The sequence below is a fragment of the Ruegeria sp. L12 genome, from assembly GCF_056531745.1.
The window spans coordinates 180,670-202,732 of sequence record NZ_JBQFMH010000009.1; the positions used below are offsets into that span (position 1 = coordinate 180,670).

Sequence of the window (22,063 nt, forward strand, 5' to 3'; positions counted from 1 at the left end):
AATAGACCCATGGTTGATCGTATTTCACGTCGTTTGTTTCTGGGCGGATTGGGGGCATCTTTGGTGCCGGGCACGGGTCTGGCCGAGGCGCCTTTGGTATCTCTGCGCCCGGTGCTGCGGGGGCCGCAGTCCAGCGGCGCCGAGCGGCTGGTGCAGGCAGCGGGGCTGAAAGGTGAGGTTGTCTTTGCCGTTGCCGATGTGAAGACCGGCGCCCCCCTTGAGGTGTATGGCGAAGGGGCAAGCCTGCCGCCTGCGAGCGTCGCAAAGGCGCTGACCGCGCTTTATGCACTGGATGTTCTGGGGCCGGAGTTTCGGTTCGAGACGGCTCTGATCGCTGATGGGCCGGTCGAGAACGGGATTTTGCAGGGGGATCTGATCCTTGCGGGCGGCGGAGACCCGCTGCTGGATACCGATGCGCTGGCGCGTATGGCGGCCAATCTGCGCGAGGCGGGGATTACCGAGGTGCGCGGTGCGTTCAAGGTTTATGACGGGGCGCTGCCTTATGTGTTCAGCATCGATCCCGGGCAACCGGATCATCTGGGCTATAGCCCCGCGATCAGTGGGATCTCGTTGAATTTCAACCGGGTACATTTCGAATGGAAACGCGAAAGCGATGGCTTTGGCGTGACAATGGATGCGCGCAGTGCGAATTACACGCCCTCGGTCGACATGGCCGCGATGCGGATCGAGAACCGCAGCCTGCCGATATACACCTACCAGCCAAGCGCGCGGCAGGATCGCTGGACCGTGGCCAAGGGGGCGCTGGGCAATGGCGGGGCGCGGTGGCTGCCGGTGCGCAAACCTGCGCTTTATGTTGGTGATGTGTTCCGAACGCTGGCGCGGGTGAACGGGATTGTTCTGGGTCGGGTGCAAGTGACGCGGCAGGTCCCGGAGGGGGTGCCTTTGGTGGTGCATCAAAGCGACCCGTTGCAGAGCATCCTGAAGGGTATGTTGAAATATTCGACCAATATCACCGCCGAGATGGTCGGGATGGCGGCCACCAAAGCGCGTGGCCTGAAGCCCGAGAGCCTTGCAGAGTCGGCAGCGGAGATGAACCGCTGGGCGGCTGAGCGGTTCGGTGCGGACGGGATCGCGATGGTGGATCATTCGGGTTTGGGGGATGCTTCGCGCATGGTGCCGGTGGCATTAACCCAGGTGTTGGCGGCGGCGGGCCATTCGGATCAATTGCGGCCTCTGCTGAAACCCTTTGTGCTGACCGACAAAAACGGGCGACCCGTCAAGGATCACCCGGTTCAGGTGGATGCAAAGACGGGGACGTTGAACTTTGTCTCGGGTCTGGGCGGATATCTGACCACGACGGACGGGGCCGAGTTGGCCTTTGCCATATTCACCGCCGATGTCGCCCATCGCGCCACGATCCCCCGCGCCCACCGCGAACGGCCCGAAGGCGCGCGCCCGTGGAACCGGCGGTCGCGTAACTTGCAGCGGGCGCTGTTGGAGCGTTGGGGATCGCTTTACGGCAGCTAGACGGTGTGCCGCGCCCGTGCGCCGCGTTCGATGGCGGCGGCGTGCAGGCGGTCGATGCTGAGCTCATAGCGGATTTCTTCCAGCAGGCGCAGTTCGGTCTCGGCCAGCGCACCATCGGCGGCGGCGACATCACAGGCCAGCGCATAGGCGGTTTCGTTCAGACGCTCGGGCAGGTTGTCGCGGATCAGGCCGAACAGGGCATCCAGCCCGTCCTCCTGCTCGAACAGGTCGAACACGATCTGCGAAACGACGCGGGTGCGGTCGATATCATAACCGGCAAAGACCGGCAGCATGTTGACGGCGGCCTCGATCTTGACCAGTTCGGCGGTGCGGATGTTTTCGTCCGAGGCGGATACCGCGACCATGATTGCCACAAGGCAATCCTGCGGGGACATGGGGTGTGGGATCTGCTCGGTCATGGAAACGTCCTGAATGTTTGTGCAGGCGCACGATAGGAGGGGGCGGGGCCGGGTTCAACTGGAATATGCGCATCGCTGAGGCCCGCGCATTTGCGGACGATTCATTCGAGATAGACCCAGTTTCCGATCCCCAGTTTTTCGAGATCGATCACGTGCATCCCGTCCCGAAAGCTGTGGGCGTCGTTGGCTGTTTTTCTTGGATCGGGAAAGGCAAGCTTCAGGTCGGGTCGCGCCCTGATGTGAAGTTGCCCTGCCAGCGGTTCGATCCGGAACGAGCGTTCTTCGGGGGCCGCGCGCCCGGACAATGAGACGAGAATGCGCCCTGATTGCGTGATCTCTTTGGTGTCGATGCTTTGTACTGCGACGGCGGCCATTGGGTTTTCGACATTGAAAACGACATCCGTGGTGGTGACGGTCTCGCCGGAAAGCTGACCGGCCACTGCCTGGGTGCTGGCTGTATCGACAACGAATAGACCCTCGGAGAACGCACGATAAAAATCGCCGGTATCTGCGGTAACGGTTTGCGCGTCCGCGTCCAGATAAGAGCGTTCGAGGTCCAGAGTTTCAAAGGTCTGATCCTTCAAATCCGTTGCCTGCAGCCAAGGCAGCGCGGGGGTGTCTGGCATGCAGGTGACCAGCCTGCTCTGTTCTGCGATGGTTCTGATGCCGATCGATGAGGTCGGAGTGATCGCGTTGCCGAAAAAGACCTCATGATCGGGGCAGATCGCATAGGTCTTCGCCGCCAGTCGCACATGGCCTTGCCGATAGAGCAGGGCCGCTGCGGGCATCATTGACATCATCACTGGGTCTTCGGCCATGCTCCAGTTGCTGGGGCGCAACGGGCCGTTCAGCGGTTGCTGCGCATAGCCGTAGACGATGGGCGCATCCCATCCCTGATGGGCGGCACGAACGGCGACGCTGAGCGGCGCGATAAACCGGTCTTCGCCGGGAAATTCGTGGATGTTCCACTCAGAGACGCTGAACGGCAGTCCGACGACCTGCGCGATGGCCAGCCAGTCCAGAAAGCCGGATTGTGCCTTCGGGTCATAAAACACCTCACCCGCCATGCCATAGCTGTGCCCGTCGATCATCGAGCCCCGCGTCAGTGAGGGCAGCCCGGCAACCGACATGCCACCCCAAATGCTGGTGGTGGTGATCAAGCCCTCAAATCCAGTCGTGTCGATGTTTTCGATCATCCTGTCGTTGAAGCGACGCTCAAGGTCATTGAGGAACAGCTTGGATGGCCCGTGCTGCCACGATCGCCAGGTGGCTTCCGGGTCGAGACCGTTTTCAGCCGCAAAATCGCGTGCGGCTGCCATGTAGGTTGCGTTGTGGCGGGGGACGTTCTTGTCCGGCAGCAGCGCGTTGCCGAAATGGTGGGTCAAATCGTTTTCGTTGGTGATCATCACCGCAACGACGGCGGGGTCTTCGGCATAGGACAGGCCGGTGATCTTGTTGACGTGCCGCAGATAGCTGTCCTGAAAATCCAGCATCAGCTGTTCGATGCCGGGCGAGATGTAGTTGAAACCTTTGATACTGGCCAAAGGTTCGCCCTTGGCGATTTCTTCGAAATCCGCGATCCCGTCTGCGGCGGTGATCCTTCGACCGACATGCAGATCGAGCCAGATGTAAATGCCTTCGGCCTTCAGCGCTGCGATCCACTGGTCGAGCTTTTTCATCGAAAACCCGTCGAGTTTGCGGGTTGTCGGAGCTTCGCTTCCAAAGACGTTCGGCTGCACCCAATGCGAGTCGTGGTGATGGATGCGCACCAGATTGAACCCAAGTCGCGCAAGGCGCTGAGCATGGGCGCGCATGAAGCGGGGCTCGGTTGTGAACAGCGCATAAGCCTGCAGGTTCGCCCCCCAAAACCGGATGGGGGTGCCATCGGCAAAGAAAAGGTCCTCTCCGACAGCTTGTATCTTGCCGTGGATGCCCGCGGGGCGGTGGTTCAATCCGCTGAGATCGGGGACCGGCGTTTGCAGCCAAAGCGCCCCGTTTGGCCAGGATTGCGCACCCTCGCTGGTTTGCGATTGCGCAGCCATGGGCATAAACCCGATGCAAACCGCCACAATGGCCAGAACAATACGGATATTTGGGCGGGCCATCGGGCACCTCGTGATCGGGCTGCGTGTTGAAGGGCAAGGTAACGCGTTGTCCGGAAATTCAAAACGGTTCTGTTTGCCGGACCTGGCGTGAATTTGGCAGGGTCGGATTCAGAAAAAGCCCTCGGTTTTATTGACTCATGCTGCACCAGCACAATAACAGGGGCCGGGCTGGGCGCATGGGGTGTCCGGCACGTTTCCCTATGGAGTATCTCAATGTCTGACCTGCGTGAAACCGCGATGACGTCCAAGGCGTGGCCGTTTGAAGAGGCGCGGCGGTTGCTCAAACGGTATAAGCAGGGCGCTCCGGAGAAGGGATATGTGCTGTTTGAAACCGGCTATGGCCCCTCGGGTCTGCCGCATATCGGCACCTTTGGCGAGGTGGCGCGGACCACGATGGTCAAGCGCGCATTTGAGGCGCTGTCGGATATTCCCACCAAGCTGATCTGTTTCTCGGACGATCTGGACGGGATGCGCAAGGTGCCCAGCAACGTGCCGAACCCAGAAGCGCTGGAAGAATATTTGCAGCGCCCGCTGACCTCGGTGCCTGATCCGTTTGGCACGCATGACAGCTTTGGTGAGCATAACAACGCCATGTTGCGCCGGTTCCTTGATACCTTCGGGTTTGAGTACGAATTCTATTCGGCGCGCGACTTCTATCGCTCGGGGCAGTTTGACGAGATCCTGAAACGGGCAGTCGAGAAATATGATGACGTGATGGCCATCATGCTGAAAAGCCTGCGCGAAGAACGTCAGCAGACCTATTCGATCTTCCTGCCGATCCACCCGGAAACGGGCCGGGTTCTGTACGTGCCGATGAAGAAGGTTTGCGCCGAGACCTATACCGTCACCTTCGATGACGAGGACGGCAAGGAATGGACGCTGCCGGTCACCGGTGGCAACGTCAAGCTGCAGTGGAAGCCCGATTTCGGCGCGCGCTGGGCGGCGCTGGGCGTGGATTTCGAGATGTACGGCAAGGAACACGCCACCAACGAGAAAATCTATGACGCGATCTGCCGGGCTTTGGGCGGTCGCGCGCCGGAGCATTTCAGCTACGAGCTGTTTTTGGATGAGAACGGGCAAAAGATTTCCAAGTCGTCGGGCAATGGTGTGTCCATCGATGAATGGCTGACCTATGCGCCGACCGAGTCGCTGGCCTATTTCATGTATCAAAAGCCCAAGACGGCCAAGCGGATGCATTTCGATGTGATCCCCAAGGCCTATGATGAGTATCATCAGCAGTTGCGGGCCTATCCGGGGCAGGACCTGAAAGCGCAGCTGAACAACCCTGTCTGGCATATTCACGGTGGGGATGTACCGGTGTCCACGCTGATGGTGCCGTTTGCGATGTTGCTGAATCTGGCGTCCGTGTCCGGGGCCGAGGACAAAGAGGCGCTGTGGGGCTTCATCCGTCGCTATGCGCCCGAGGCCACTGCCGAAACGCATCCCGATCTGGATCAGGCTGCGGGCTTTGCGGTGCGCTACTTCAACGATTTCGTCAAGCCGACGCGTCAGCACCGTGCTCCGACCGATCAGGAGCGCGAGGCGCTGGAGGCGTTGAAGGCGGCCTTGGAGGCCTATGACGGGCCAGCGGAAGACGAAGCGCTGCAATCGGTGGTTTATGCCATCGGGCGCGAGCGGTTCGATCCGATGAAGGGCTGGTTCACTGCGCTGTACGAGGTGCTGCTGGGCGCGTCTCAGGGGCCTCGGTTCGGTGGGTTCATCGCGCTTTATGGTGTGTCCGAGACCATTGCCCTGATCGACAAGGCCCTGGCCGGAGAGCTGGTCTGATTTGACCTGATCCCGTGTGGGGCTACCCTTCGATCAGGAGGGGACCCCATGCGTCGACTGTTGCTTGTTGTATCTTTGAGTGCCGGACTGGCCTCGGGCGCGTTTGCGCAGAACGCCGAGATCGAGGCGAATATCTCGGCACAGATACAGGCTTTCAAGGCGGATGACTTTGCCACCGCCTTTACATTCGCCAGCCCTAATATTCAGCAGCTGTTCGGTACGCCCGAGAATTTTGGCACCATGGTGCGGCGTGGTTATCCGATGGTCTGGAGGCCTGCGGACGTTCGTTTTCTGGAACTGCGCGAGATCAATGGCGCCTTGTGGCAGAAGGTGATGGTCGTGGATGGCGACGGCCGTATTCATATCCTCGATTATCAGATGGTCCGGCAGGAAAACGGCTGGAAGATCAATGGCGTGCAACTGCTGGGCAACTCCGACCCGGCGGCGTGATGCAACACCACCGTCACGGTGACTAGAGCGGCGGTTAATTCCTTTTCGATAGCAAGACCTTCGCGCTTGGGGCATGGCCCCGGGCCTTTGGGATTTGGCGCGCGCTTGGCGCGATTGGGAAAGGGATTTTTCATGAACAAGACAATCACAGACGGCATCGTGTTCATGCCGCCCGCGTTTGCAGACGGTCTGGGCGTGTGGTCCAGCGGCGACGGCACGCCGGGTTCGCCGACCTATGATGGCTCGGGTACGGGTTTCTTTGTTCCGGCGGATTCGGATTTTGCGGGCTGTCTGGAGATTTACAAGACCACGGCCACGCAGCAACTGCGCTATATGGGGCAGACGCAGTTGTTGCCGGGCTGTTATCTGCAGATCAAGGCGCGGGTGAAGGCAATCAGCGGCCCGCTGCCCGAAGTGCGGATTGCGGGTTGGGCCGGGGGTGCCGGCGATGCCCATGTGACCGGCCTGATCGAGCAGGGCCCGGCCACGCAGCTGACAGGCTATGGCACCGTGCATGAGATAACGGCGATTGTGGGCATCGGTCAACGGTCGGGCGTGGACATGCCCTGGGGTCCGGCGGCGCTGTATGGTCATTTCGGGTTGAATATCGATGGCAGCAACGGCGCCGTGGTGCGGGTTGACGATCTTGAGATCGTCGACATCACGAGCGCATTCCTGCGCGATATGATCGGCGTGGTCGATGTGCGTGATTTTGGCGCTATGGGCGATGGCGTGACCGATGACTCGGCAGCGTTCGAGGCGGCGGATCAGGCCGCGAACGGACGCAAGGTTTATGTGCCGCAAGGGGTGTTTCAACTGGATCAGGACACCAGTATCGGCTCGGACGTCGAGTTCGACGGCACTGTGACGATGCCCGACGACAAGATGCTGCTGCTGACAAGGAATTTCGACCTGCCCACCTATATCTCGGCCTTCGGGGACGAGATGCTGGCGTTCAAGAAAGCGTTTCAGGCGCTGCTGAACAATTCGGACCATGAATCGCTGGATCTGGGCGGGCGCAAGATCGCGGTGACCGAGCCGATTGATATGGCCGCTGCCGTGCCCAATCGTACCGGCTATGCCACCCGCCGCGTGGTGCGCAATGGACAGTTCGATGTCAAAAGCAGCGCTGCCTGGGATACCGAAACTTTCACCTCGGTCGCGACCTATGATCCGGGCGATTCCCGCAAGCTGACCAACGTGGCCAATATCGCCAACATTCCGGTGGGATCGCTGGTCACCGGCAGCGGGGTTGGGCGTGAGATTTACGTGCGGTCCAAGGATGACGGCGCGGGCGAGATCACCCTGAATGAGCCGATCTATGACGCGGCGGGGACGCAGGACTTTACCTTCACCTCGTACAAATATCTGTTGGATTTCAGCGGCTTCAGCGCATTGCAGAAATTCAACATGGAAGGGATCGAGTTTCAGTGCAATGGCCGGTGCAGCGCAATCCGCTTGTCGCCCGGCGGTAATACATTTGTGCTGAAGGATTGCTTTGTCAGCCGCCCCAAGGATCGCGGCATCACGTCTATCGGGCGGGGGTGTCAGGGGATGCTGATCGACGGATGTCAGTTCCTGTCGACCGAAGAAAGCCTGGATGTGGCCGACCGCAGCTCAATCGCGCTGAACACCAACGCCAATGACGTCAAGTTGCGCCATAACCGGGCCACCCGGTTTCACCATTTCGCGGTGCTGGGCGGTGACAACAATCTGGTGCTGGGCAACCACTTCTTTCAGGGCGATGGCGTGCCGAGCGGCGTGCGCAACGCGGGGCTGGTGCTGATCGGCAGTTACAACAGTTCGTCGATTGCCGAGAACTATGTCGATAACTGCTTTATCGAATGGACCAATGAGCGGGACCCGGATCCCGATTACAACTCGGGCTATTCCTTCAGTGCGCTGAGCATCACCGACAACATCTTCTATGCCAGCGATGTCGCGCCCTGGTTCAGCTATTTCGTGATCCGGCCTTATGGGTCCGGGCACTACTTGAACGGGCTGACGGTGACAGGCAACAAATTCCGCATCAGCGGGGCGGATACCGAGCGGGCCGAACGTGTTGACACCAGCTTTGCTGATCTCAACGCCGAACGGCATGCAAATGTCAGCTTTGAAAACAACACGTTCCACGGCATCGAGACGCCATGCTCAAACCCGCTGCGCGTGCGCCATTCGCAAAGTTCACACGCGTCGTCATGGACAATCAGCTCGCAGGGGCGCCTTCCTTTTGGCGGTCGTGCGCGGGGTTGCGATGCGGTGGTAGCGATCGGATCGCTCAGGACGGTATTGGATTCGCGACGCTATACCGCGCCGTATGTCGAGCTGAAGCAAGGGTCGAACCAAAACAATATCCGCTTGCGCTGGTCTGAGGGCCTGAGGGGCACGGTTTCGGCCATTTTGCGGATCGATACCTGATGCAGGGGTGGCTCAGAAATCGACCCAGACAGAAACTCTGAACCCGGTGTGGTCGCGGGCCGAATTCCGTTCGGCCCCGACGATCCAGTTGGTATTGCCGGTCTTCGGGCGATAGATCAGCGACGGCCGGGCGCTCCAGTACCAGGGGCGGCCCGGCACATAGGAGGTTTCGATCTGCAGCAACGGGTCAAGCCGTCGGCCCGACGACAGGCCGGCGGTGAAATCCAGCTTGCGGATCAATGCCTCATGCGTGCGGTATTCCAGTGCCGTATCGACGGCCAGCCAGCCCGCGCCCAGCCCTGTATTGATACCTTTGCCATAGGACAGCGTAGCCTTGTACATCGCCCAGGCATCATATTGCCGGTGATGCGCGCCGACACCGAATTCAGCGGCCAATCGCCCGGCGGCGCCGAAATCCGCAACGGGAATGCGGGCGAAGATCAGGGCGTGCCCGTAGAGATTCTGATGTTCTTCCGCATCAAGCCCGATGGTGAGATTGTCGCGCGCGCCCCATTCGGCATAGAGTCCGGTTTTGTACTTGAAGATGCCATCTTCTTCGCGAAACCCGGTGACCGATGTCGCGGCGAAGCCGGATTCTTTCTCGCGCAGCCACGCCCCGGCGCTGACGGGGCTGCCGAGCAGGAGGTTCAGAATGAGGATGACAGCAAAACGGGCCATGGGCGCAGCATCTGCGGACATGGTTAACGGATCGTTAGCTTCCTGTTCATTACTCGGAAAGATTTTTGCAAAAGCAGGGATTTGACACAGGAAACAGGTTGCGTTTTCGAAAGCTGTGCTAGGCTGGGTTCAGCCACGAAGGAGAAGCCACATGCCGCAGATTTCCAAATCCAACAGCTATCAGACCGTCATCACCACGTTCGAGATGACCCCCGGCACCTGTCAGGACCTTCTTGAGGCGCTGACCGATGCTTATGCGCAGTTCATCTCAAAGCAACCCGGGTTCATTTCGGCGGGTCTGCATGTGAATGACGCGCAGACGCGGATCGCGAATTATTCGCAATGGGAACGGCGCGAGGATTTCCTGTCGATGTTGCGCACCCCGGAAATGCGCGAGCGCAACCGCCAGATAAATGAGCTGTGCAAGAGCTTTGAGCCGGTCATGTATGACGTGGCTGAGACATTTGGCGATAGCTGACCTGGATCAAGGCGGCGCTGCCGGTTTACGGCGACCATTGTGGCGCAATGAAGGAGATGTGCCATGTATCACAATATTCTCGTACCGATATCCTTTGATGCCGAACGGGATACCTCGGCACCTTTGAAGCTGGCGCAGATGTTGGCAACGCCCGACGCGAAGGTCACATTATTGCATGTGGTCGAGCATATTCCGGACTATGCGATCTCATACATGCCGACCGAATACCTCTCGGAGGCCCGCAAAGCCATCCAGTCCGAGCTGGATTCGCTGGCGGCCAAGGTTCCTGGCGCGCAGGGGGAGGTGATTGAGGGGCATTCCGGGCGCACGATTCTGGACTGGGCAGAGGTGAATAAGCCGGATCTGATCATCATGGCCTCGCACCGTCCGGGCATGCAGGATCTGCTGCTGGGTTCGACTGCGACTCATGTGGTGCGCCACGCGAAATGCGCGGTGCATGTGGTGCGCTGATATTTTGCGCCAGCGGTGCCGTTGGCCATGGCTTTGCCACATAGGCATCGTATTACGGCCCGTATGAGCCCCGCGAGACAAACAGAAGAAACAGAGCCTGGCCCGCGTTTGACCAGACGGCAGCGTCGGGCCGAAGCTGTGCGCCGAAAGGCGCTGTCGCCGATCCGGATCCTGACGATGGTTCTCGCGCTGCCGCTGACCACCGGGATGATTGCCGTCGGTGTCTATCTGCGCACCACGGATTATGACCGGCCTGCGGCGGTGGTGCATCTGGTGGCTCTGGCGGGGTGCGATGTTGTACAGAGGCTTGTCGCAGGGCCATTTCGCGAAGGGGAACCGGGATATCACCGGCGCAATGACCCGGATGGCGATGGCGTGGCCTGCGGCTCCATCACTCCGGTCGCGGCCAGTGACGTGTCGGCCGAAGTTCAGACGCCCCGGCAAAGGACGGTGGGAACCGCCAAATTCCTGAAGCCGTGAGGGGGCGAAATCTTGAAAAGATTTCGGGGCCGCGTTCTTTTCAAGAAAGCGATGCGCGGCTCAGGTGAGCCAGCGCACCGGGGCGCGGTTGCAGAAGATCACGATCTGACCCGAATTCTCGGCCACCTGAAAACCGCGCCGGTGTATCTCGGTCATGAACCGCTCCATCCCGGCAAAGCGTTCGATGTCCCGCGCTTTGCGCCGGATCACGCCGCCCTGCTGCACCGCTTTTGAGGCGAAGAGGTCCTTGAGCCAGAGGTCGGGCGACAGCGGAGAGTTCCTGTTGTGCATGACCACAGATGTGCCGCATCAGAGTTAACGGCGGGTTAAGCCGAACAGGCCACCGAGCTTGCCTCCCCCGACCGGAACCGCCATGGTCGCCACTATGACCCGCGATGAATTCAACACCTTCTGCGCCAGCCTCAAGGCCACAAGCCACGTTGTGCAATGGGGCAACGCGGATGTGTGGAAGGTGGGCGGCAAAGTGTTTGCGATCTGCGGCTGGAACGACGGCAAGGACGCCTTCACCTTCAAGGCCACCGATCTGGCTTTTGAGGTGCTGAGCGACGAACCGGGCATCCGGCCTGCGCCTTATCTGGCATCGCGCGGGATGAAATGGCTGCAGGTTTATGAGGCGCGCGGAATGAGCGATGCCTCGCTGCGCGAGCATATCGTGACGTCGTATGCGATGGTCGTGGCGAAACTGACCAAGAAGGCGCGGGCCGAGTTGGGGGTGTAGGATGGGGTTTTACCCCATCATTGCGTGACGATTGGACAAGATGGGTGCGTGCACCCATCCTGCGCTTGCCACAAATATCAGTTCATCATTTGATCGTAAGCTTTGCAGATCAACCCTATGAGGAACTGATCATTCAGTCCCTCATCATCGGACTTCAAGCTAAATTTATAGGTTCCATACCTTTGGTTGTAGCCAAGATAATCGCACTTAGATTCTTCGATTGATGCCAATATCTCGGCTTCTTGAGGTAGCTTAACCTCAAGGACCATTGTCGATTTTCTGGGATGAAAGACACAAAAATTTCGCGAACGACCTTCGATTTTAGGTCCAATATAATGTCTGGCAAAATTTAGCTCAGAGTTCGGTATCTGATCTTTTATCAATTTGAAAACCCGTTCAACAACAGCAATTGAAGCTGAAGATGCTCGTTCAATCCAATATGAGCGATCTACCTCAACGTACTCGTCGAGTTCCTTATCGCCGCCATAATACTCTTGTCGTGTATCTAAGATTTTGGCAAACATGATACTCAAGCCGAGATCACTTTTTGTGGCCGAAAGCTTAATAGCAACTATCGGCACTGAGTTTCCTAGCAGTGTAATCACGTTAAAAAAGCGACCGGTGATTTCTTCTGCAATCAACACGCAAACGTGATCGATTCCTTTGTAACGCGAGCGCTGCAAATCCCAATACTCTATTGCTCGAATAATGTGAGAGGGGTCAGTTTTGCCAAGTTGAATTTCTACTCAATAACGAGCCGGCTCATCATCTTGAAGAAGAAGATCGAGAAAGCCGCCGCCAACCTGCGGAACTTCAACGCCAACCAAATCCAATTCACCTAGTCCGAGGCACCCCGGTGATTTCTTAATCAATTCCGCAATTTGTTTTTCGCTAACACTTTTCTCGTTTTTGAGGTTAATTTCATTAAGTATATCTAATTTCATACTTTTTCCCTACTATTTGCGGAGCGAATCCATCATCGCTTCCTCCGTTTCACATTCCCACCCCGCTGCCCCGGCCGTCCAGCCGTTGACCGTCCGCGAGACTTCACCGCATCCTCAGACGCCTTCTCGACCGCCCATTGGCGCGCCATGGGGTCGTCGGCCACCGCCAAATCGACCGCTTCCAGACGTTTGATCTCATCGCGGATATTGGCGGCCTCTTCGAATTCCAGGTTCTCGGCGGCTTTGCGCATTTGCTCGCGCAGACCGTCTAAGTGCGCTTCCAAATTCGCGCCGTGCATCGGTTTGTCGATGGTGGCAGTGACGCGGTTCATGTCGACGTCGCCCTCATAAAGCCCGGCCAGAACGTCCTCGACATTCTTTTTCACCGTCTCGGGGGTGATGCCGTGTTCTTCGTTATAGGCGAGCTGTTTGGCGCGGCGGCGGTTGGTCTCGTTCAGGGCGCGTTCCATCGAACCTGTGATCTTGTCGGCATACATGATCACCCGGCCATCGGCGTTGCGCGCGGCGCGGCCGATGGTTTGCACCAGCGAGGTTTCCGAGCGCAGGAAGCCCTCTTTATCGGCGTCCAGAATGGCGACCAGCCCGCATTCGGGGATGTCGAGCCCCTCGCGCAGCAGGTTGATGCCGACCAGCACGTCGAAGGCGCCCAGCCGTAGGTCGCGCAGAATCTCGATGCGCTCCAGCGTGTCGATGTCCGAGTGCATGTAGCGGACTTTGATGCCCTGTTCGTGCAGGTATTCGGTCAGGTCTTCGGCCATGCGTTTGGTCAGCGTGGTGACTAGCGTGCGGAAGCCGTTGGCGGCGACCTTGCGCACCTCGTCCAGCAGGTCGTCCACCTGCATCGACACGGGGCGGATTTCGACTTCGGGGTCCAGAAGGCCAGTGGGGCGGATCACTTGTTCGGTGAAGACGCCGCCGGTCTGTTCGATCTCCCACTTCGCAGGCGTCGCCGAGACGAAGACGGATTGCGGGCGCATGGCGTCCCATTCCTCGAACTTGAGGGGGCGGTTGTCCATGCAGGACGGCAGGCGGAACCCGTGTTCGGCCAGCGTGAATTTGCGCCGATAGTCGCCCCGGTACATGCCGCCGATCTGCGGGACGGAGACGTGGGATTCGTCGGCGAAGACGATGGCGTTGTCGGGGATGAATTCGAACAGGGTCGGGGGCGGCTCGCCCGGTGCGCGACCGGTCAGGTAGCGCGAGTAGTTCTCGATCCCGTTGCAGACGCCGGTGGCCTCAAGCATTTCCAGATCGAAATTGGTGCGCTGTTCCAGACGCTGCGCTTCCAGCAGTTTGCCTTCGCCGACCAATTGGTCCAGCCGGATGCGCAGTTCCTTTTTGATCCCGATGATGGCCTGCTGCATCGTCGGTTTCGGAGTCACGTAGTGCGAGTTTGCATAGACCCGCACCTGTTCCATGGTGGCGGCGCGTTCGCCGGTCAGCGGGTCGAATTCGGTGATGGTTTCCAGTTCCTCGCCGAAGAACGAGAATTTCCATGCGCGGTCCTCAAGGTGGGCGGGCCAGATTTCCAGTGAATCGCCCCGCACCCGGAACGAGCCGCGCTGAAATGCCTGATCGTTGCGGCGGTATTGCTGCGCGACCAGATCGGCCATCACCTGCCGCTGATCGTATTCGTTGCCGACCTTCAGATCCTGCGTCATCGCCCCATAGGTTTCAACCGAACCGATACCGTAGATGCACGAGACCGAGGCCACGATGATCACGTCGTCCCGTTCCAGCAGCGCCCGGGTGGCCGAGTGGCGCATCCGGTCGATCTGTTCGTTGATCTGCGATTCTTTCTCAATGTAGGTGTCCGAGCGCGGCACATAGGCTTCGGGCTGGTAGTAGTCGTAGTAGGAAACGAAATATTCGACCGAGTTCTCGGGGAAGAAGCCCTTGAATTCGCCATATAGCTGCGCCGCCAGCGTCTTGTTCGGGGCAAGGATGATGGCCGGGCGCTGGGTTTCCTCGATCACCTTGGCCATGGTAAAGGTCTTGCCCGTACCGGTCGCGCCCAGCAGCACCTGATCGCGTTCGCCGTCATTCACACCCCCGGCCAGTTCCTGAATCGCGGTTGGCTGGTCGCCTGCGGGGGCAAACTCGGTATGCATGACAAACTGCTTGCCGCCTTCCAGTTTCAGGCGCGCGCGCACGTCGTCGGCGGTCAGTTGGGTCTTGTCGGAATGGGCGTATGGCATCGGCAGGCTCCGGGTCAGGCCCCTACATTTGTTCTTATTTTGTCCGTCTGCAAGGGCTGATCCGGATTCATTTCCTATCACGCGGTCCTTGGCTGCGCGTTCGGGTTCGCTTGCGCCCTGAGTAACCGATCCTGATGACAGTTTCTGACATAAGCCTCCGCGACAATTGTCATCTTGTCCCGGCGCGCTGTGTGACGCATAAACGGGCCTAGCCAAGTGAGTACGGAGAGGCGACATGCGCGCACGGATTTACCAGCCTTCGCGAAACGCGATGACATCGGGGATGGCCAAGACCCGCAAATGGGTTCTGGAATATGCCCCTGCCTCGTCGCGTGAGGTCGATCCGCTGATGGGCTGGACCTCGTCCAAGGATACGCAAACGCAGGTGCGCCTGAAATTCGACACCAAGGAAGAGGCGCTGGATTATGCCAAGGACAACGGCATAGACGCGCAGGTGACCGAGCCGCACAAGCGCAAGCCCAACCTGCGCGCGCGCGGTTATGGCGAGAATTTCGCAACCGACCGGCGCGCGCCCTGGACGCACTGAGTGATCGAAATCCGCGAAGCCGACCCGACATCGGACGCCCTGCGCCCGCTGGTCGAGGCGCATTTTGCCCATAGCGAAACCGCCGGACCTGCCGAGAGCAACCATACCATGGATGCAGCGGCGCTGACCGGTCCGGGGATTCGTTTCTGGGCGCTTTATGAGGCGGGGGAGCCTTTGGGCTGTGGCGCGCTCAAGGCGTTGCCGGATGGCACGGCTGAGGTAAAATCGGTGCATATCCTGTCTGCGGCAAGGGGGCGGGGATTGGCGCGGCAGATGATGATCTATCTGGCTGATCGGGCCCGCGCCGAAGGCATAAAGGCGCTTGTTCTGGAAACTGGTGCTGCCCATTTGCCCGCCTATGATGCCGCGCGGCGATTGTATGAAACGCTGGGCTACAGCTATTGCGGCCCGATCCACGGCTACGCGCCCGATCCAAACAGCGCCTTCATGCGCTTGGCCCTTGAAACCGGGTCGTAAAAACAGCAAGAAGGGCGCAAGCGGTCCCTTAGCTCAACTGGATAGAGCAGCTGACTTCTAATCAGCAGGTTGAGGGTTCGAGTCCTTCAGGGATCGCCACTATTTTCAAAGATTTAAGAGGATTTCTCACATCTATCGCCCCTTTCAGGTAAGCGCAGGGTAAGCCTGGGTGTTGTTAATTTCCGAATATTGTTGCCATTTTTTCTGCTGTGCCTCAGCTTTGGGTAAAACGAGGAGGAGAGCATGGGCCATATTCGGCTGGGGACTTTACCGCAGTCCAAAAAGTGGCGGGAGGTCGTTGCCCTTCTCAACTCAGGCGCGCCTCTGGAGCTGATCGCACAGGCAGCGGCAGACGCCTCAGAGAGGGATCTGAAGAGGGCGTCCGACGATCCGGTTTTTCAACATGTCTCGAACCTTCTGGTAACACTTCCGTAACAGGCACGCTCTCCATCATTCTTGGAGTTTGTGACAAGCCTTGGCCTGAGTGAGGAGAACCTCACATCCGTCACGGGCCTGCTTTTGGCACAACCGGTCCGCTTCATAAGCGGCGATGTCGTTCTCGTCATAGAGAACACGTGCTCCGATTTTGAGAAACTTTGGCCCTTTGCCGAGCCAACGCCACTGTTCCAGTGTCCGTGGCGACAGGTGCCAGCGCTCTGCCAACTGCTTTTGTGTGATCTTCGCCATTACTGCCTCAATTGCTCGCTGCGGTACGAGGAACTTCGTCCCGCTTCTGACGAATAATTTGAGCGTCAGACGGCCAAAAAGTATGTGGTCAGACATCAGGAAGACGTGTCTCAGACAGCCGTTAAGTCATTGAAAAACATGGAGTGGTGTAGGCTAGCTGTGACCTAAGCCCGAAGGAGCGTGACGGTGCGCGATCTGGTTTTTGAGAATCGGTCTTTCGACTGAATCACCAGCCGGGTTGTTGTTTGCCCAAAGACGGCAATTAAGCTGAAAGCAGTCATCTGCCAGAAAGACTCAGATGACTGCGTTGAGCCTATTTCGTTGAAAAACTCTTGCTTGATCGTGAGGTAAGTCGCTGATTCAGTTCTCCCCGAGGATGGGAGGACTGAGCGATGATGGGGCCGAAGCAGGAAGCGCAGGCGGCGTTGTTCTACGAATTCTCTCTTGAGGATCATGTTCCCCAAGATCACCTGCTGCGCTCGATTGATCGCTTTGTCGATCTGGATGGCATCCGCGCCTATCTCGCAGATTTCTACAGCCACACCGGTCGGCCAGCCTCCCAATGGTTCCGTCGGAGCGAATGATTATCACATCGCCAAGCCCTTCAATTGGCCAATTCTCAAACTGTTGCCGGAGCGACCGCGTTGCACGAATAACGCTTGGGCCGCATTTGCCCCTTTCCCCGGTTCGCTATGCGACACGCTCATAGGCCGCACGACCGAGACGGGTCATGTGGTTGAGGGCGTTGACAGCGATGCGGGCTTCGGTTGTCTGGGTCTCCATGTTGCGGCTGAGCAGTTCCGGTCCGATGACCTGTTTGTAGCGCCCGATCTGAACCTCGCCGCGCGATCTCTGACCATAACCGGTGGCCTTCTGCCATGCCATTCGGCCAGTATCGGTAATCATGTCGATATGCGCGTTGCGTGCCTGGCAATCTCCGGGAACGGCGTTCTTCGGCGGCGGAATGATCAACTCGACATCCGGGCCAAACACGTGCCGGATGGTCGCGGCGGTTGGTACAACATAATAAGCGCTGTCACCGATGAAACGGCGCACCGGACCGGGCACCTCGGCAAGAAGTTCGGGCAAAGCGCCGGTGTCCCCGACCTGCTGGGGCGTCAGGCAGGACGCCACAAGCTCGCCGCTCTCCAGATCGAAGCCGATATGCAGTTTGCGCCATATCTTGCGGGCCTTCGGCAGCCCGTGCTTCTCCCGCATCCACTCGCGGCCACCGTGGACACGCAGCCCTGTGCTGTCTACAACCAGCGAGATCGGACCAATGGCTGTCCGGGTGTCGGGCGCGATCTGAAGCGATGGCGCACGTCGGCAAAGCGTCGAAAAATCCGGCGCGGGGAGTTCCGTCTGCATGAGCCGCAGCAGACTGCGGACAAAGCCCTGCGTTTGGCGAAGCGGTAAGCCGAACACGGCGCGCAGGGTCAAGCAGGTCTCGATCGCCAGATCAGAATATCGTTGTTGACCACCGCGCTTGCCGGAGCGCACTGCGCACCAACGAGACACCGCGTCTTCGCTGAACCAGACCGTTACGTCACCACGCTGCCGGAGCGCCTCGTTGTATTCGGCCTAGTTCGTCACACGGTACTTTGCCTTCGCAAACTTATCCCGCCGCGACGCGTTGAATTTGAAAGGCATCCCAGCATCCCGCAGTCAAATCGAAGAACCAGATACGCATCGGAAACGATTTGTGCAACACGCTCTCGTCAACCCAAGGTATGCCATGCGATTTCCGAAAGAAGGGTTTAAGACGCACCATCTGCGTGTCGGTCCGCCCAAATACATCGCTCATGTCACCGCTCTGTTTTCGGAGCTCTGAATAACGCGACGCGGCGGAAATCAATGCATCTAGACCCTAGAACCGATAGGTTGCACCCAGCACTGGACCCGACTGATCGAATGTAAAATCGTTGCTGTCGATTTCATGTTCGAATGAGATATAGCGATAACCACCGCGTATCAACCATCTGTCGTTGATTTTATAATCAGCCGTCAGCAGAACCTGCCAAGTTTCGCTGCTGCTGCGGAAGCCTCCGTAGTCGATAAAACCGGTGCCCGACCATTTGTCCGAGAACTGAACGCTTGCTCTGGCGCCTATGACGGGGTCGGTCCAGCTATCGTCGGTCGTTGTCGTCCTCCCCGGTGCTGCGCCGGGTAGAAGGGTGAACTCCGTTTCGGTGCTGAACCACCGGAAGCCTCCTGCAATGTCCACGGAGATAGTTGGTGCTTCATAGACTCGGTATCCGAGATAACCACTTAAGTATTGCGTGGTAAATGATGTCTCAAGGCCCGAACTGGCAGGTCCAGGCGTGCTATTGCTGAAAGACAAATCCGTGTAGTTGTAGTCTGCCAGTATCAGCCAACGACCATTCGTAGCCGAGAACGCCCCCATAAAGGCCAGATCTAGGTTTTCGAGGGCATCGGAAAAGCTAAGTGTACCGTCCAAAGTGCCCAATGCTGTGCTCAAGGAAGTTTCCGTTTCAGGCATAAACAAGTAGATTGTGGCCTCATAAGACCAATCAGATTGCTGTGCAGAAGCGGCTGTGGCCACAGATGCAGATAAGGCCGCTCCGCACGCGAAGCTCTTCACCCATATTGACGAAATCATTCTGTACCTCCCGTCGAATATACAAGTTTGAACAATTGGTGATAAGTTTATGGTTGTTTGGCCATGAGCTTCATTCTGCGGCATCCCCAGTTGCCATCGAACTGCTACCGACACGGTTAATATCTGTGTTCGGGAAGAACTCGGACCAGACGTGCCAGAACACGCCTGCGCGCAGGGTTTCGACACGTTTTAGCTGACCCTGATCTGAATGGCCCCAGAAATTGCAGCGCGTTACCGGTTTACCGAAATCATTATACCAAACGCCAAGGCTTTCATATTTCGGATCCAAGCTGATCACGATATCCCTTCCTCCCACATTGGCATTCACGATCCAATCGTTTTCGACGATGAAATCATCGGTCCAGCAAGCCGCATCTTTGCCAATCGTAACCCCCCAAACATAAGTCTTGTTCGGCAACCGATCATCTGAACGATCCATGTTGTCCATAACGGGTGCGTCTTCTTGATGTTGGCGCCCGATGCCCCAGCCAAACGTAATCTCGGTCATCATGTCCAGCAGGCGCAGCAAGGGGTTCGGGGATGGTTTGTTCAGAAACACCTCACCCTCGGGGTAGGCTTTCTGAAACCCGCGGAACGTCATTCGAAAGGTGGGCCAAAGCTTCATTTGCGCTTCGGGCCTGAGAGGGCAAGCAAGACCATCAGGATTGGGATCGCGGTCCACCTCGCGAAAGCCGTAGATATGCTGGATCGGCTCGCTTGTGTCGTTGTCACGCAGGATCAGATTGTTGCCATGCTGAGCCAGAACCTCAAGGTTCAGCCGCCGACCATCTATTCGCGGAGTGTACCCCTGACCCAGATTGGCCATCGCGCAATAGGTCATGACCACATCATCGCCTCCCAGCCCCTCTGAATCACCAGCCAGATGAGGGCGCATGATCTGCGCATCCGGGTGCGCGCGCGCGTGACCGTTGTGTTCAATGACTATGACCGGCGCTGTTGGACCGACATATTTCCGGGCTTCCTCGATAGGAAAATACTGGGCGTCGTTAAGTTGGTTTCTCAGACCCAAATGCACCCACACATAAGGAAACCCATAAAGAAGCAATGTCAGCGCGGCCGTTACAAGCCAAAGCCAGAAAGGGCTGCCCCCCAAAAGGAAATGTGCAAGCGTTGCCACTACAAATCCGCCTAGGCCAATGCCAATCAGGCGGTATTCATGCCGGATAAAGCGCACCATATTCTCACGCTTTACCTTCAGCAGCATTTGCGAGACATCGCCAAGGTCGCGGAAATAGACAAACCCGATTCCGAGTGACACGATCAATCCCAGTGCGAAAATTATGCTGCCAACCATGCTGAGATCCTCGATTTTGGTGATTACAGTCCTTCGCGGGTCATTACGAAAGAACAGGCCTACTTCTGGGGCGACGCGCGCTTGATCATGAAAGCTTCAACGGCTTGCTGTGTCTCAGGACGAATGTTCTCAATCCCCTCATAAGGCATGCCGTAGGCGGGCGGAGTATCGGGGTATTTCTCTTTCCGCGCCTTGTGGCGGCCCAGTATGCGTACGAATTCCTGCCCGCCCCAAGATCCGACTTCGGTTGAGACCGAGTATTCTTCGCGGGTGTCGCGGTAAAGATCGAAGAATTTTGCTAAAATTGCGCTCTCACCCGGCCCCGGCAGTTTGAGCTTGAGCTGATCCTTAACGATCGCCTCGGGTTTCGCGACCGAGTAGATGATCACGTGATCGCGTCGCGCTTTCGATTCATCTGCAAACAGTAGCGCCGCCGACTGATCGACACCATCGACCAGACGGTCCCTGGGAATGAATTCATCCGCCCCTGCAAATCGCGAGAGCGTGGTGTAGAGGTCTGAGACGTGAATGATGCTGTTTAGCAACCCGTCGGCTTCAATCATGCCCGGCCAGCGGATGAAGGCATCGACGCGCACGCCACCTTCGGTCGTGTCGCCCTTACCGCCCGCGTAGATCAGTGGGGTAAACCCGGATTGCGGCGCGTATTTGGTGAAATGCCCATTGTCGCCCATGACCACAACGATGGTGTTGTCGCTGAGCCCCAGATCATCCATTCGGGTGAACAGATCGCCCAGCCATTGATCCAGAAGCTGCATCTTGTCGACATACAAGCCACCATTGGCACTTTCTGGCCCGTCACGGCCGGCGCGGGTATTGTCCAGCGGGATCATCGGCCAATATTGCAGGAAGAACGGTGCATCCCCTGAGGCCAGGCGGTCAAGTTCGGATAGGGTTTTGTCCTGAAACGCCTGGTTCATCTCGTCGTATTTCTCGGCGTTCCAGCGTTCTCCGGCTTTCATGCGGATTTCGCGAATGGGGCCGCCGGCCTCGCCCTCGATGACGGTCATCATCGCCGAGGCATCTGGTCGGAACCAGCCATCCAGCGTGTATTTGTCGTCATAATCCCGGATTGCCACCGAGACCTGTTCCTTGATCGCATCATCGTTGAAGATGGTCAGTTGGCCCTGCTGGTGAATGGCGTGTTGAGCGTAATCAAAGCCCTGATTCATGGCCCAGCTTTCGGAAATGTCACCCATATGCCACTTGCCGACATGGCTGGTTGCATATCCTGCTTGTTTCAAGACCTCGGCCAGTGTCACTTCATTGTCGGGTAACCCGAAGCCAGCGATATCAACCGTCGTGTCGCCCATTCCCATACGTACCGGCAAGCGACCGGTCATTTGTGCCACACGAGTCGGGGTGCAGGACGGTTCAGTATACATCCGAACCATACGCATCGCTTCGTCCGAAAAGTCGTTGATGTTCGGGGTGTTGTACCCACGAACAGCGTTGAGCTCGGGTATACCCATATCGCCAAAGCCCATATCGTCAATCAGAACGCTGACGATGTTTGGGGGTTGCCCATTGTTGCCGTCACGAAAAGCGGCCAGAGTCTGATCGACGGCAGCATCATCCTGCACCCATTGTTCCGCGTGTTGGGTTTGCAGAATGTAAAACTCAGCATCGTGTTGAATAGGTGCGTCCTGAGCCTGCAAAGGTGAGGTGGCAATGCCTGCACACAAAACCAGAAGCCATTGTTGTTTCATTCCATCTCTCCCA

General features: G+C 58.0%; 22 protein-coding genes, 1 tRNA gene and 2 pseudogenes. 12 read left to right on the top strand and 13 right to left on the bottom strand.

The window, feature by feature from the left end; all coding sequences use genetic code 11:
• The first annotated feature begins 9 nt into the window (after window positions 1–9).
• Window positions 10–1,488, top strand: a complete 1,479-nt coding sequence (dacB, locus tag ACR0K9_RS15450; RefSeq protein WP_480824492.1) for a D-alanyl-D-alanine carboxypeptidase/D-alanyl-D-alanine endopeptidase — start codon at window positions 10–12, stop codon at window positions 1,486–1,488.
• On the opposite strand, the gene ACR0K9_RS15455 is transcribed toward dacB, so the two are convergent.
• The gene (locus ACR0K9_RS15455) at window positions 1,485–1,907 is read right to left on the bottom strand and encodes a tellurite resistance TerB family protein (RefSeq protein WP_480534517.1); all 423 of its coding nucleotides are present in this window, start codon (window positions 1,905–1,907) and stop codon (window positions 1,485–1,487) included. The genes dacB and ACR0K9_RS15455 overlap by 4 nt on opposite strands.
• A 101-nt stretch (window positions 1,908–2,008) precedes the next feature.
• The gene (locus tag ACR0K9_RS15460; RefSeq protein ID WP_480824494.1) at window positions 2,009–4,012 is read right to left on the bottom strand and encodes a cellulase family glycosylhydrolase; all 2,004 of its coding nucleotides are present in this window, start codon (window positions 4,010–4,012) and stop codon (window positions 2,009–2,011) included.
• Window positions 4,013–4,225: 213 nt separating this feature from the next.
• Between ACR0K9_RS15460 and ACR0K9_RS15465 the strand changes: the two genes are divergently transcribed.
• From ACR0K9_RS15465 to ACR0K9_RS15475, 3 genes are all read left to right on the top strand, one after another.
• Entirely contained in the window at window positions 4,226–5,800 is a 1,575-nt protein-coding gene (locus tag ACR0K9_RS15465; protein ID WP_480824496.1) for a lysine--tRNA ligase, read from the top strand.
• Window positions 5,801–5,848: 48 nt separating this feature from the next.
• Entirely contained in the window at window positions 5,849–6,250 is a 402-nt protein-coding gene (locus tag ACR0K9_RS15470; protein ID WP_480824498.1) for a DUF4864 domain-containing protein, read from the top strand.
• Between the two features lie 132 nt (window positions 6,251–6,382).
• Window positions 6,383–8,668 carry a glycosyl hydrolase family 28-related protein gene (locus tag ACR0K9_RS15475; RefSeq protein ID WP_480824500.1) on the top strand — a complete coding sequence of 762 codons (2,286 nt, stop codon included), beginning with the start codon at window positions 6,383–6,385 and terminating at the stop codon, window positions 8,666–8,668.
• Between the two features lie 12 nt (window positions 8,669–8,680).
• Here ACR0K9_RS15475 and ACR0K9_RS15480 read toward each other — a convergent pair whose 3' ends face one another.
• Entirely contained in the window at window positions 8,681–9,346 is a 666-nt protein-coding gene (locus ACR0K9_RS15480) for a hypothetical protein (protein ID WP_480824502.1), read from the bottom strand.
• 151 nt (window positions 9,347–9,497) lie between these two features.
• On the opposite strand from ACR0K9_RS15480, the gene ACR0K9_RS15485 reads away from it, so the two are divergent.
• From ACR0K9_RS15485 to ACR0K9_RS15495, 3 genes are all read left to right on the top strand, one after another.
• Window positions 9,498–9,824, top strand: coding sequence for an antibiotic biosynthesis monooxygenase family protein (locus tag ACR0K9_RS15485; RefSeq protein ID WP_480534529.1), 327 nt, complete (start codon window positions 9,498–9,500; stop codon window positions 9,822–9,824).
• A gap of 63 nt (window positions 9,825–9,887) precedes the next feature.
• On the top strand, window positions 9,888–10,295 hold the full coding sequence (locus tag ACR0K9_RS15490) for a universal stress protein (RefSeq protein WP_480534531.1): 408 nt from the start codon (window positions 9,888–9,890) through the stop codon (window positions 10,293–10,295).
• Between the two features lie 108 nt (window positions 10,296–10,403).
• Window positions 10,404–10,775: an excalibur calcium-binding domain-containing protein gene (locus tag ACR0K9_RS15495; protein ID WP_480534533.1), complete on the top strand. Its 372-nt coding sequence runs from the start codon at window positions 10,404–10,406 to the stop codon at window positions 10,773–10,775.
• A 60-nt stretch (window positions 10,776–10,835) separates the two neighbouring features.
• Here ACR0K9_RS15495 and ACR0K9_RS15500 read toward each other — a convergent pair whose 3' ends face one another.
• Window positions 10,836–11,066: an aspartate aminotransferase gene (locus tag ACR0K9_RS15500; RefSeq protein WP_480534535.1), complete on the bottom strand. Its 231-nt coding sequence runs from the start codon at window positions 11,064–11,066 to the stop codon at window positions 10,836–10,838.
• Between the two features lie 94 nt (window positions 11,067–11,160).
• On the opposite strand from ACR0K9_RS15500, the gene ACR0K9_RS15505 reads away from it, so the two are divergent.
• Window positions 11,161–11,514 carry an MmcQ/YjbR family DNA-binding protein gene (locus tag ACR0K9_RS15505; protein WP_480534828.1) on the top strand — a complete coding sequence of 118 codons (354 nt, stop codon included), beginning with the start codon at window positions 11,161–11,163 and terminating at the stop codon, window positions 11,512–11,514.
• Between the two features lie 77 nt (window positions 11,515–11,591).
• Here the strand turns inward: ACR0K9_RS15505 and ACR0K9_RS15510 are convergent, their stop codons facing one another.
• From ACR0K9_RS15510 to uvrB, 3 genes are all read right to left on the bottom strand, one after another.
• A complete protein-coding gene (locus tag ACR0K9_RS15510; RefSeq protein ID WP_480824504.1) occupies window positions 11,592–12,197 on the bottom strand; it encodes a hypothetical protein in 606 nt (201 codons plus the stop codon).
• 63 nt (window positions 12,198–12,260) lie between these two features.
• Window positions 12,261–12,458, bottom strand: coding sequence for a hypothetical protein (locus tag ACR0K9_RS15515; protein ID WP_480824506.1), 198 nt, complete (start codon window positions 12,456–12,458; stop codon window positions 12,261–12,263).
• 32 nt (window positions 12,459–12,490) lie between these two features.
• Entirely contained in the window at window positions 12,491–14,677 is a 2,187-nt protein-coding gene (gene uvrB, locus ACR0K9_RS15520; RefSeq protein ID WP_480824508.1) for an excinuclease ABC subunit UvrB, read from the bottom strand.
• 235 nt (window positions 14,678–14,912) lie between these two features.
• Between uvrB and ACR0K9_RS15525 the strand changes: the two genes are divergently transcribed.
• From ACR0K9_RS15525 to ACR0K9_RS15535, 3 genes are all read left to right on the top strand, one after another.
• On the top strand, window positions 14,913–15,224 hold the full coding sequence (locus ACR0K9_RS15525; RefSeq protein WP_480534541.1) for an ETC complex I subunit: 312 nt from the start codon (window positions 14,913–14,915) through the stop codon (window positions 15,222–15,224).
• Window positions 15,225–15,701 carry a GNAT family N-acetyltransferase gene (locus ACR0K9_RS15530; RefSeq protein ID WP_480824510.1) on the top strand — a complete coding sequence of 159 codons (477 nt, stop codon included), beginning with the start codon at window positions 15,225–15,227 and terminating at the stop codon, window positions 15,699–15,701. It begins immediately after the preceding gene.
• Between the two features lie 22 nt (window positions 15,702–15,723).
• Window positions 15,724–15,800: transfer RNA gene (locus tag ACR0K9_RS15535), tRNA-Arg, on the top strand.
• A 351-nt stretch (window positions 15,801–16,151) separates the two neighbouring features.
• Here the strand turns inward: ACR0K9_RS15535 and ACR0K9_RS15540 are convergent.
• Window positions 16,152–16,388 carry a helix-turn-helix transcriptional regulator gene (locus ACR0K9_RS15540; RefSeq protein ID WP_480824512.1) on the bottom strand — a complete coding sequence of 79 codons (237 nt, stop codon included), beginning with the start codon at window positions 16,386–16,388 and terminating at the stop codon, window positions 16,152–16,154.
• A gap of 392 nt (window positions 16,389–16,780) precedes the next feature.
• On the opposite strand from ACR0K9_RS15540, the pseudogene ACR0K9_RS15545 reads away from it, so the two are divergent.
• Window positions 16,781–16,945 (top strand): annotated as a pseudogene (locus ACR0K9_RS15545) (transposase); the annotation flags it as partial.
• Between the two features lie 133 nt (window positions 16,946–17,078).
• On the opposite strand, the pseudogene ACR0K9_RS15550 reads toward ACR0K9_RS15545, so the two are convergent.
• From ACR0K9_RS15550 to ACR0K9_RS15570, 5 genes and pseudogenes are all read right to left on the bottom strand, one after another.
• Window positions 17,079–17,954 (bottom strand): annotated as a pseudogene (locus ACR0K9_RS15550) (IS5 family transposase); the annotation flags it as partial.
• 49 nt (window positions 17,955–18,003) lie between these two features.
• The gene (locus ACR0K9_RS15555) at window positions 18,004–18,192 is read right to left on the bottom strand and encodes a hypothetical protein (protein WP_480824514.1); all 189 of its coding nucleotides are present in this window, start codon (window positions 18,190–18,192) and stop codon (window positions 18,004–18,006) included.
• Window positions 18,193–18,255: 63 nt separating this feature from the next.
• Window positions 18,256–19,008, bottom strand: coding sequence for an outer membrane protein (locus ACR0K9_RS15560; protein ID WP_480824516.1), 753 nt, complete (start codon window positions 19,006–19,008; stop codon window positions 18,256–18,258).
• A 70-nt stretch (window positions 19,009–19,078) separates the two neighbouring features.
• Window positions 19,079–20,323, bottom strand: coding sequence for a DUF3179 domain-containing (seleno)protein (locus tag ACR0K9_RS15565; RefSeq protein ID WP_480824518.1), 1,245 nt, complete (start codon window positions 20,321–20,323; stop codon window positions 19,079–19,081).
• Between the two features lie 59 nt (window positions 20,324–20,382).
• A complete protein-coding gene (locus tag ACR0K9_RS15570) occupies window positions 20,383–22,050 on the bottom strand; it encodes a sulfatase-like hydrolase/transferase (RefSeq protein WP_480824520.1) in 1,668 nt (555 codons plus the stop codon).
• Window positions 22,051–22,063 lie beyond the last annotated feature (13 nt).

Excerpts from the sequence above, each read along its gene's own strand:
- ACR0K9_RS15515 (WP_480824506.1), bottom strand. The coding sequence starts at position 12,458 with ATGAAATTAGATATACTTAATGAAATTAACCTCAAAAACGAGAAAAGT.
- ACR0K9_RS15505 (WP_480534828.1), top strand. The coding sequence starts at position 11,161 with ATGACCCGCGATGAATTCAACACCTTCTGCGCCAGCCTCAAGGCCACA.
- dacB (WP_480824492.1), top strand. The coding sequence starts at position 10 with ATGGTTGATCGTATTTCACGTCGTTTGTTTCTGGGCGGATTGGGGGCA.
- ACR0K9_RS15460 (WP_480824494.1), bottom strand. The coding sequence starts at position 4,012 with ATGGCCCGCCCAAATATCCGTATTGTTCTGGCCATTGTGGCGGTTTGC.
- ACR0K9_RS15555 (WP_480824514.1), bottom strand. The coding sequence starts at position 18,192 with ATGAGCGATGTATTTGGGCGGACCGACACGCAGATGGTGCGTCTTAAA.
- ACR0K9_RS15565 (WP_480824518.1), bottom strand. The coding sequence starts at position 20,323 with ATGGTTGGCAGCATAATTTTCGCACTGGGATTGATCGTGTCACTCGGA.
- ACR0K9_RS15570 (WP_480824520.1), bottom strand. The coding sequence starts at position 22,050 with ATGAAACAACAATGGCTTCTGGTTTTGTGTGCAGGCATTGCCACCTCA.
- ACR0K9_RS15525 (WP_480534541.1), top strand. The coding sequence starts at position 14,913 with ATGCGCGCACGGATTTACCAGCCTTCGCGAAACGCGATGACATCGGGG.
- ACR0K9_RS15500 (WP_480534535.1), bottom strand. The coding sequence starts at position 11,066 with ATGCACAACAGGAACTCTCCGCTGTCGCCCGACCTCTGGCTCAAGGAC.
- ACR0K9_RS15470 (WP_480824498.1), top strand. The coding sequence starts at position 5,849 with ATGCGTCGACTGTTGCTTGTTGTATCTTTGAGTGCCGGACTGGCCTCG.
- ACR0K9_RS15475 (WP_480824500.1), top strand. The coding sequence starts at position 6,383 with ATGAACAAGACAATCACAGACGGCATCGTGTTCATGCCGCCCGCGTTT.
- ACR0K9_RS15485 (WP_480534529.1), top strand. The coding sequence starts at position 9,498 with ATGCCGCAGATTTCCAAATCCAACAGCTATCAGACCGTCATCACCACG.
- ACR0K9_RS15455 (WP_480534517.1), bottom strand. The coding sequence starts at position 1,907 with ATGACCGAGCAGATCCCACACCCCATGTCCCCGCAGGATTGCCTTGTG.
- ACR0K9_RS15480 (WP_480824502.1), bottom strand. The coding sequence starts at position 9,346 with ATGGCCCGTTTTGCTGTCATCCTCATTCTGAACCTCCTGCTCGGCAGC.
- ACR0K9_RS15560 (WP_480824516.1), bottom strand. The coding sequence starts at position 19,008 with ATGATTTCGTCAATATGGGTGAAGAGCTTCGCGTGCGGAGCGGCCTTA.
- ACR0K9_RS15465 (WP_480824496.1), top strand. The coding sequence starts at position 4,226 with ATGTCTGACCTGCGTGAAACCGCGATGACGTCCAAGGCGTGGCCGTTT.
- ACR0K9_RS15490 (WP_480534531.1), top strand. The coding sequence starts at position 9,888 with ATGTATCACAATATTCTCGTACCGATATCCTTTGATGCCGAACGGGAT.
- uvrB (WP_480824508.1), bottom strand. The coding sequence starts at position 14,677 with ATGCCATACGCCCATTCCGACAAGACCCAACTGACCGCCGACGACGTG.
- ACR0K9_RS15540 (WP_480824512.1), bottom strand. The coding sequence starts at position 16,388 with ATGGCGAAGATCACACAAAAGCAGTTGGCAGAGCGCTGGCACCTGTCG.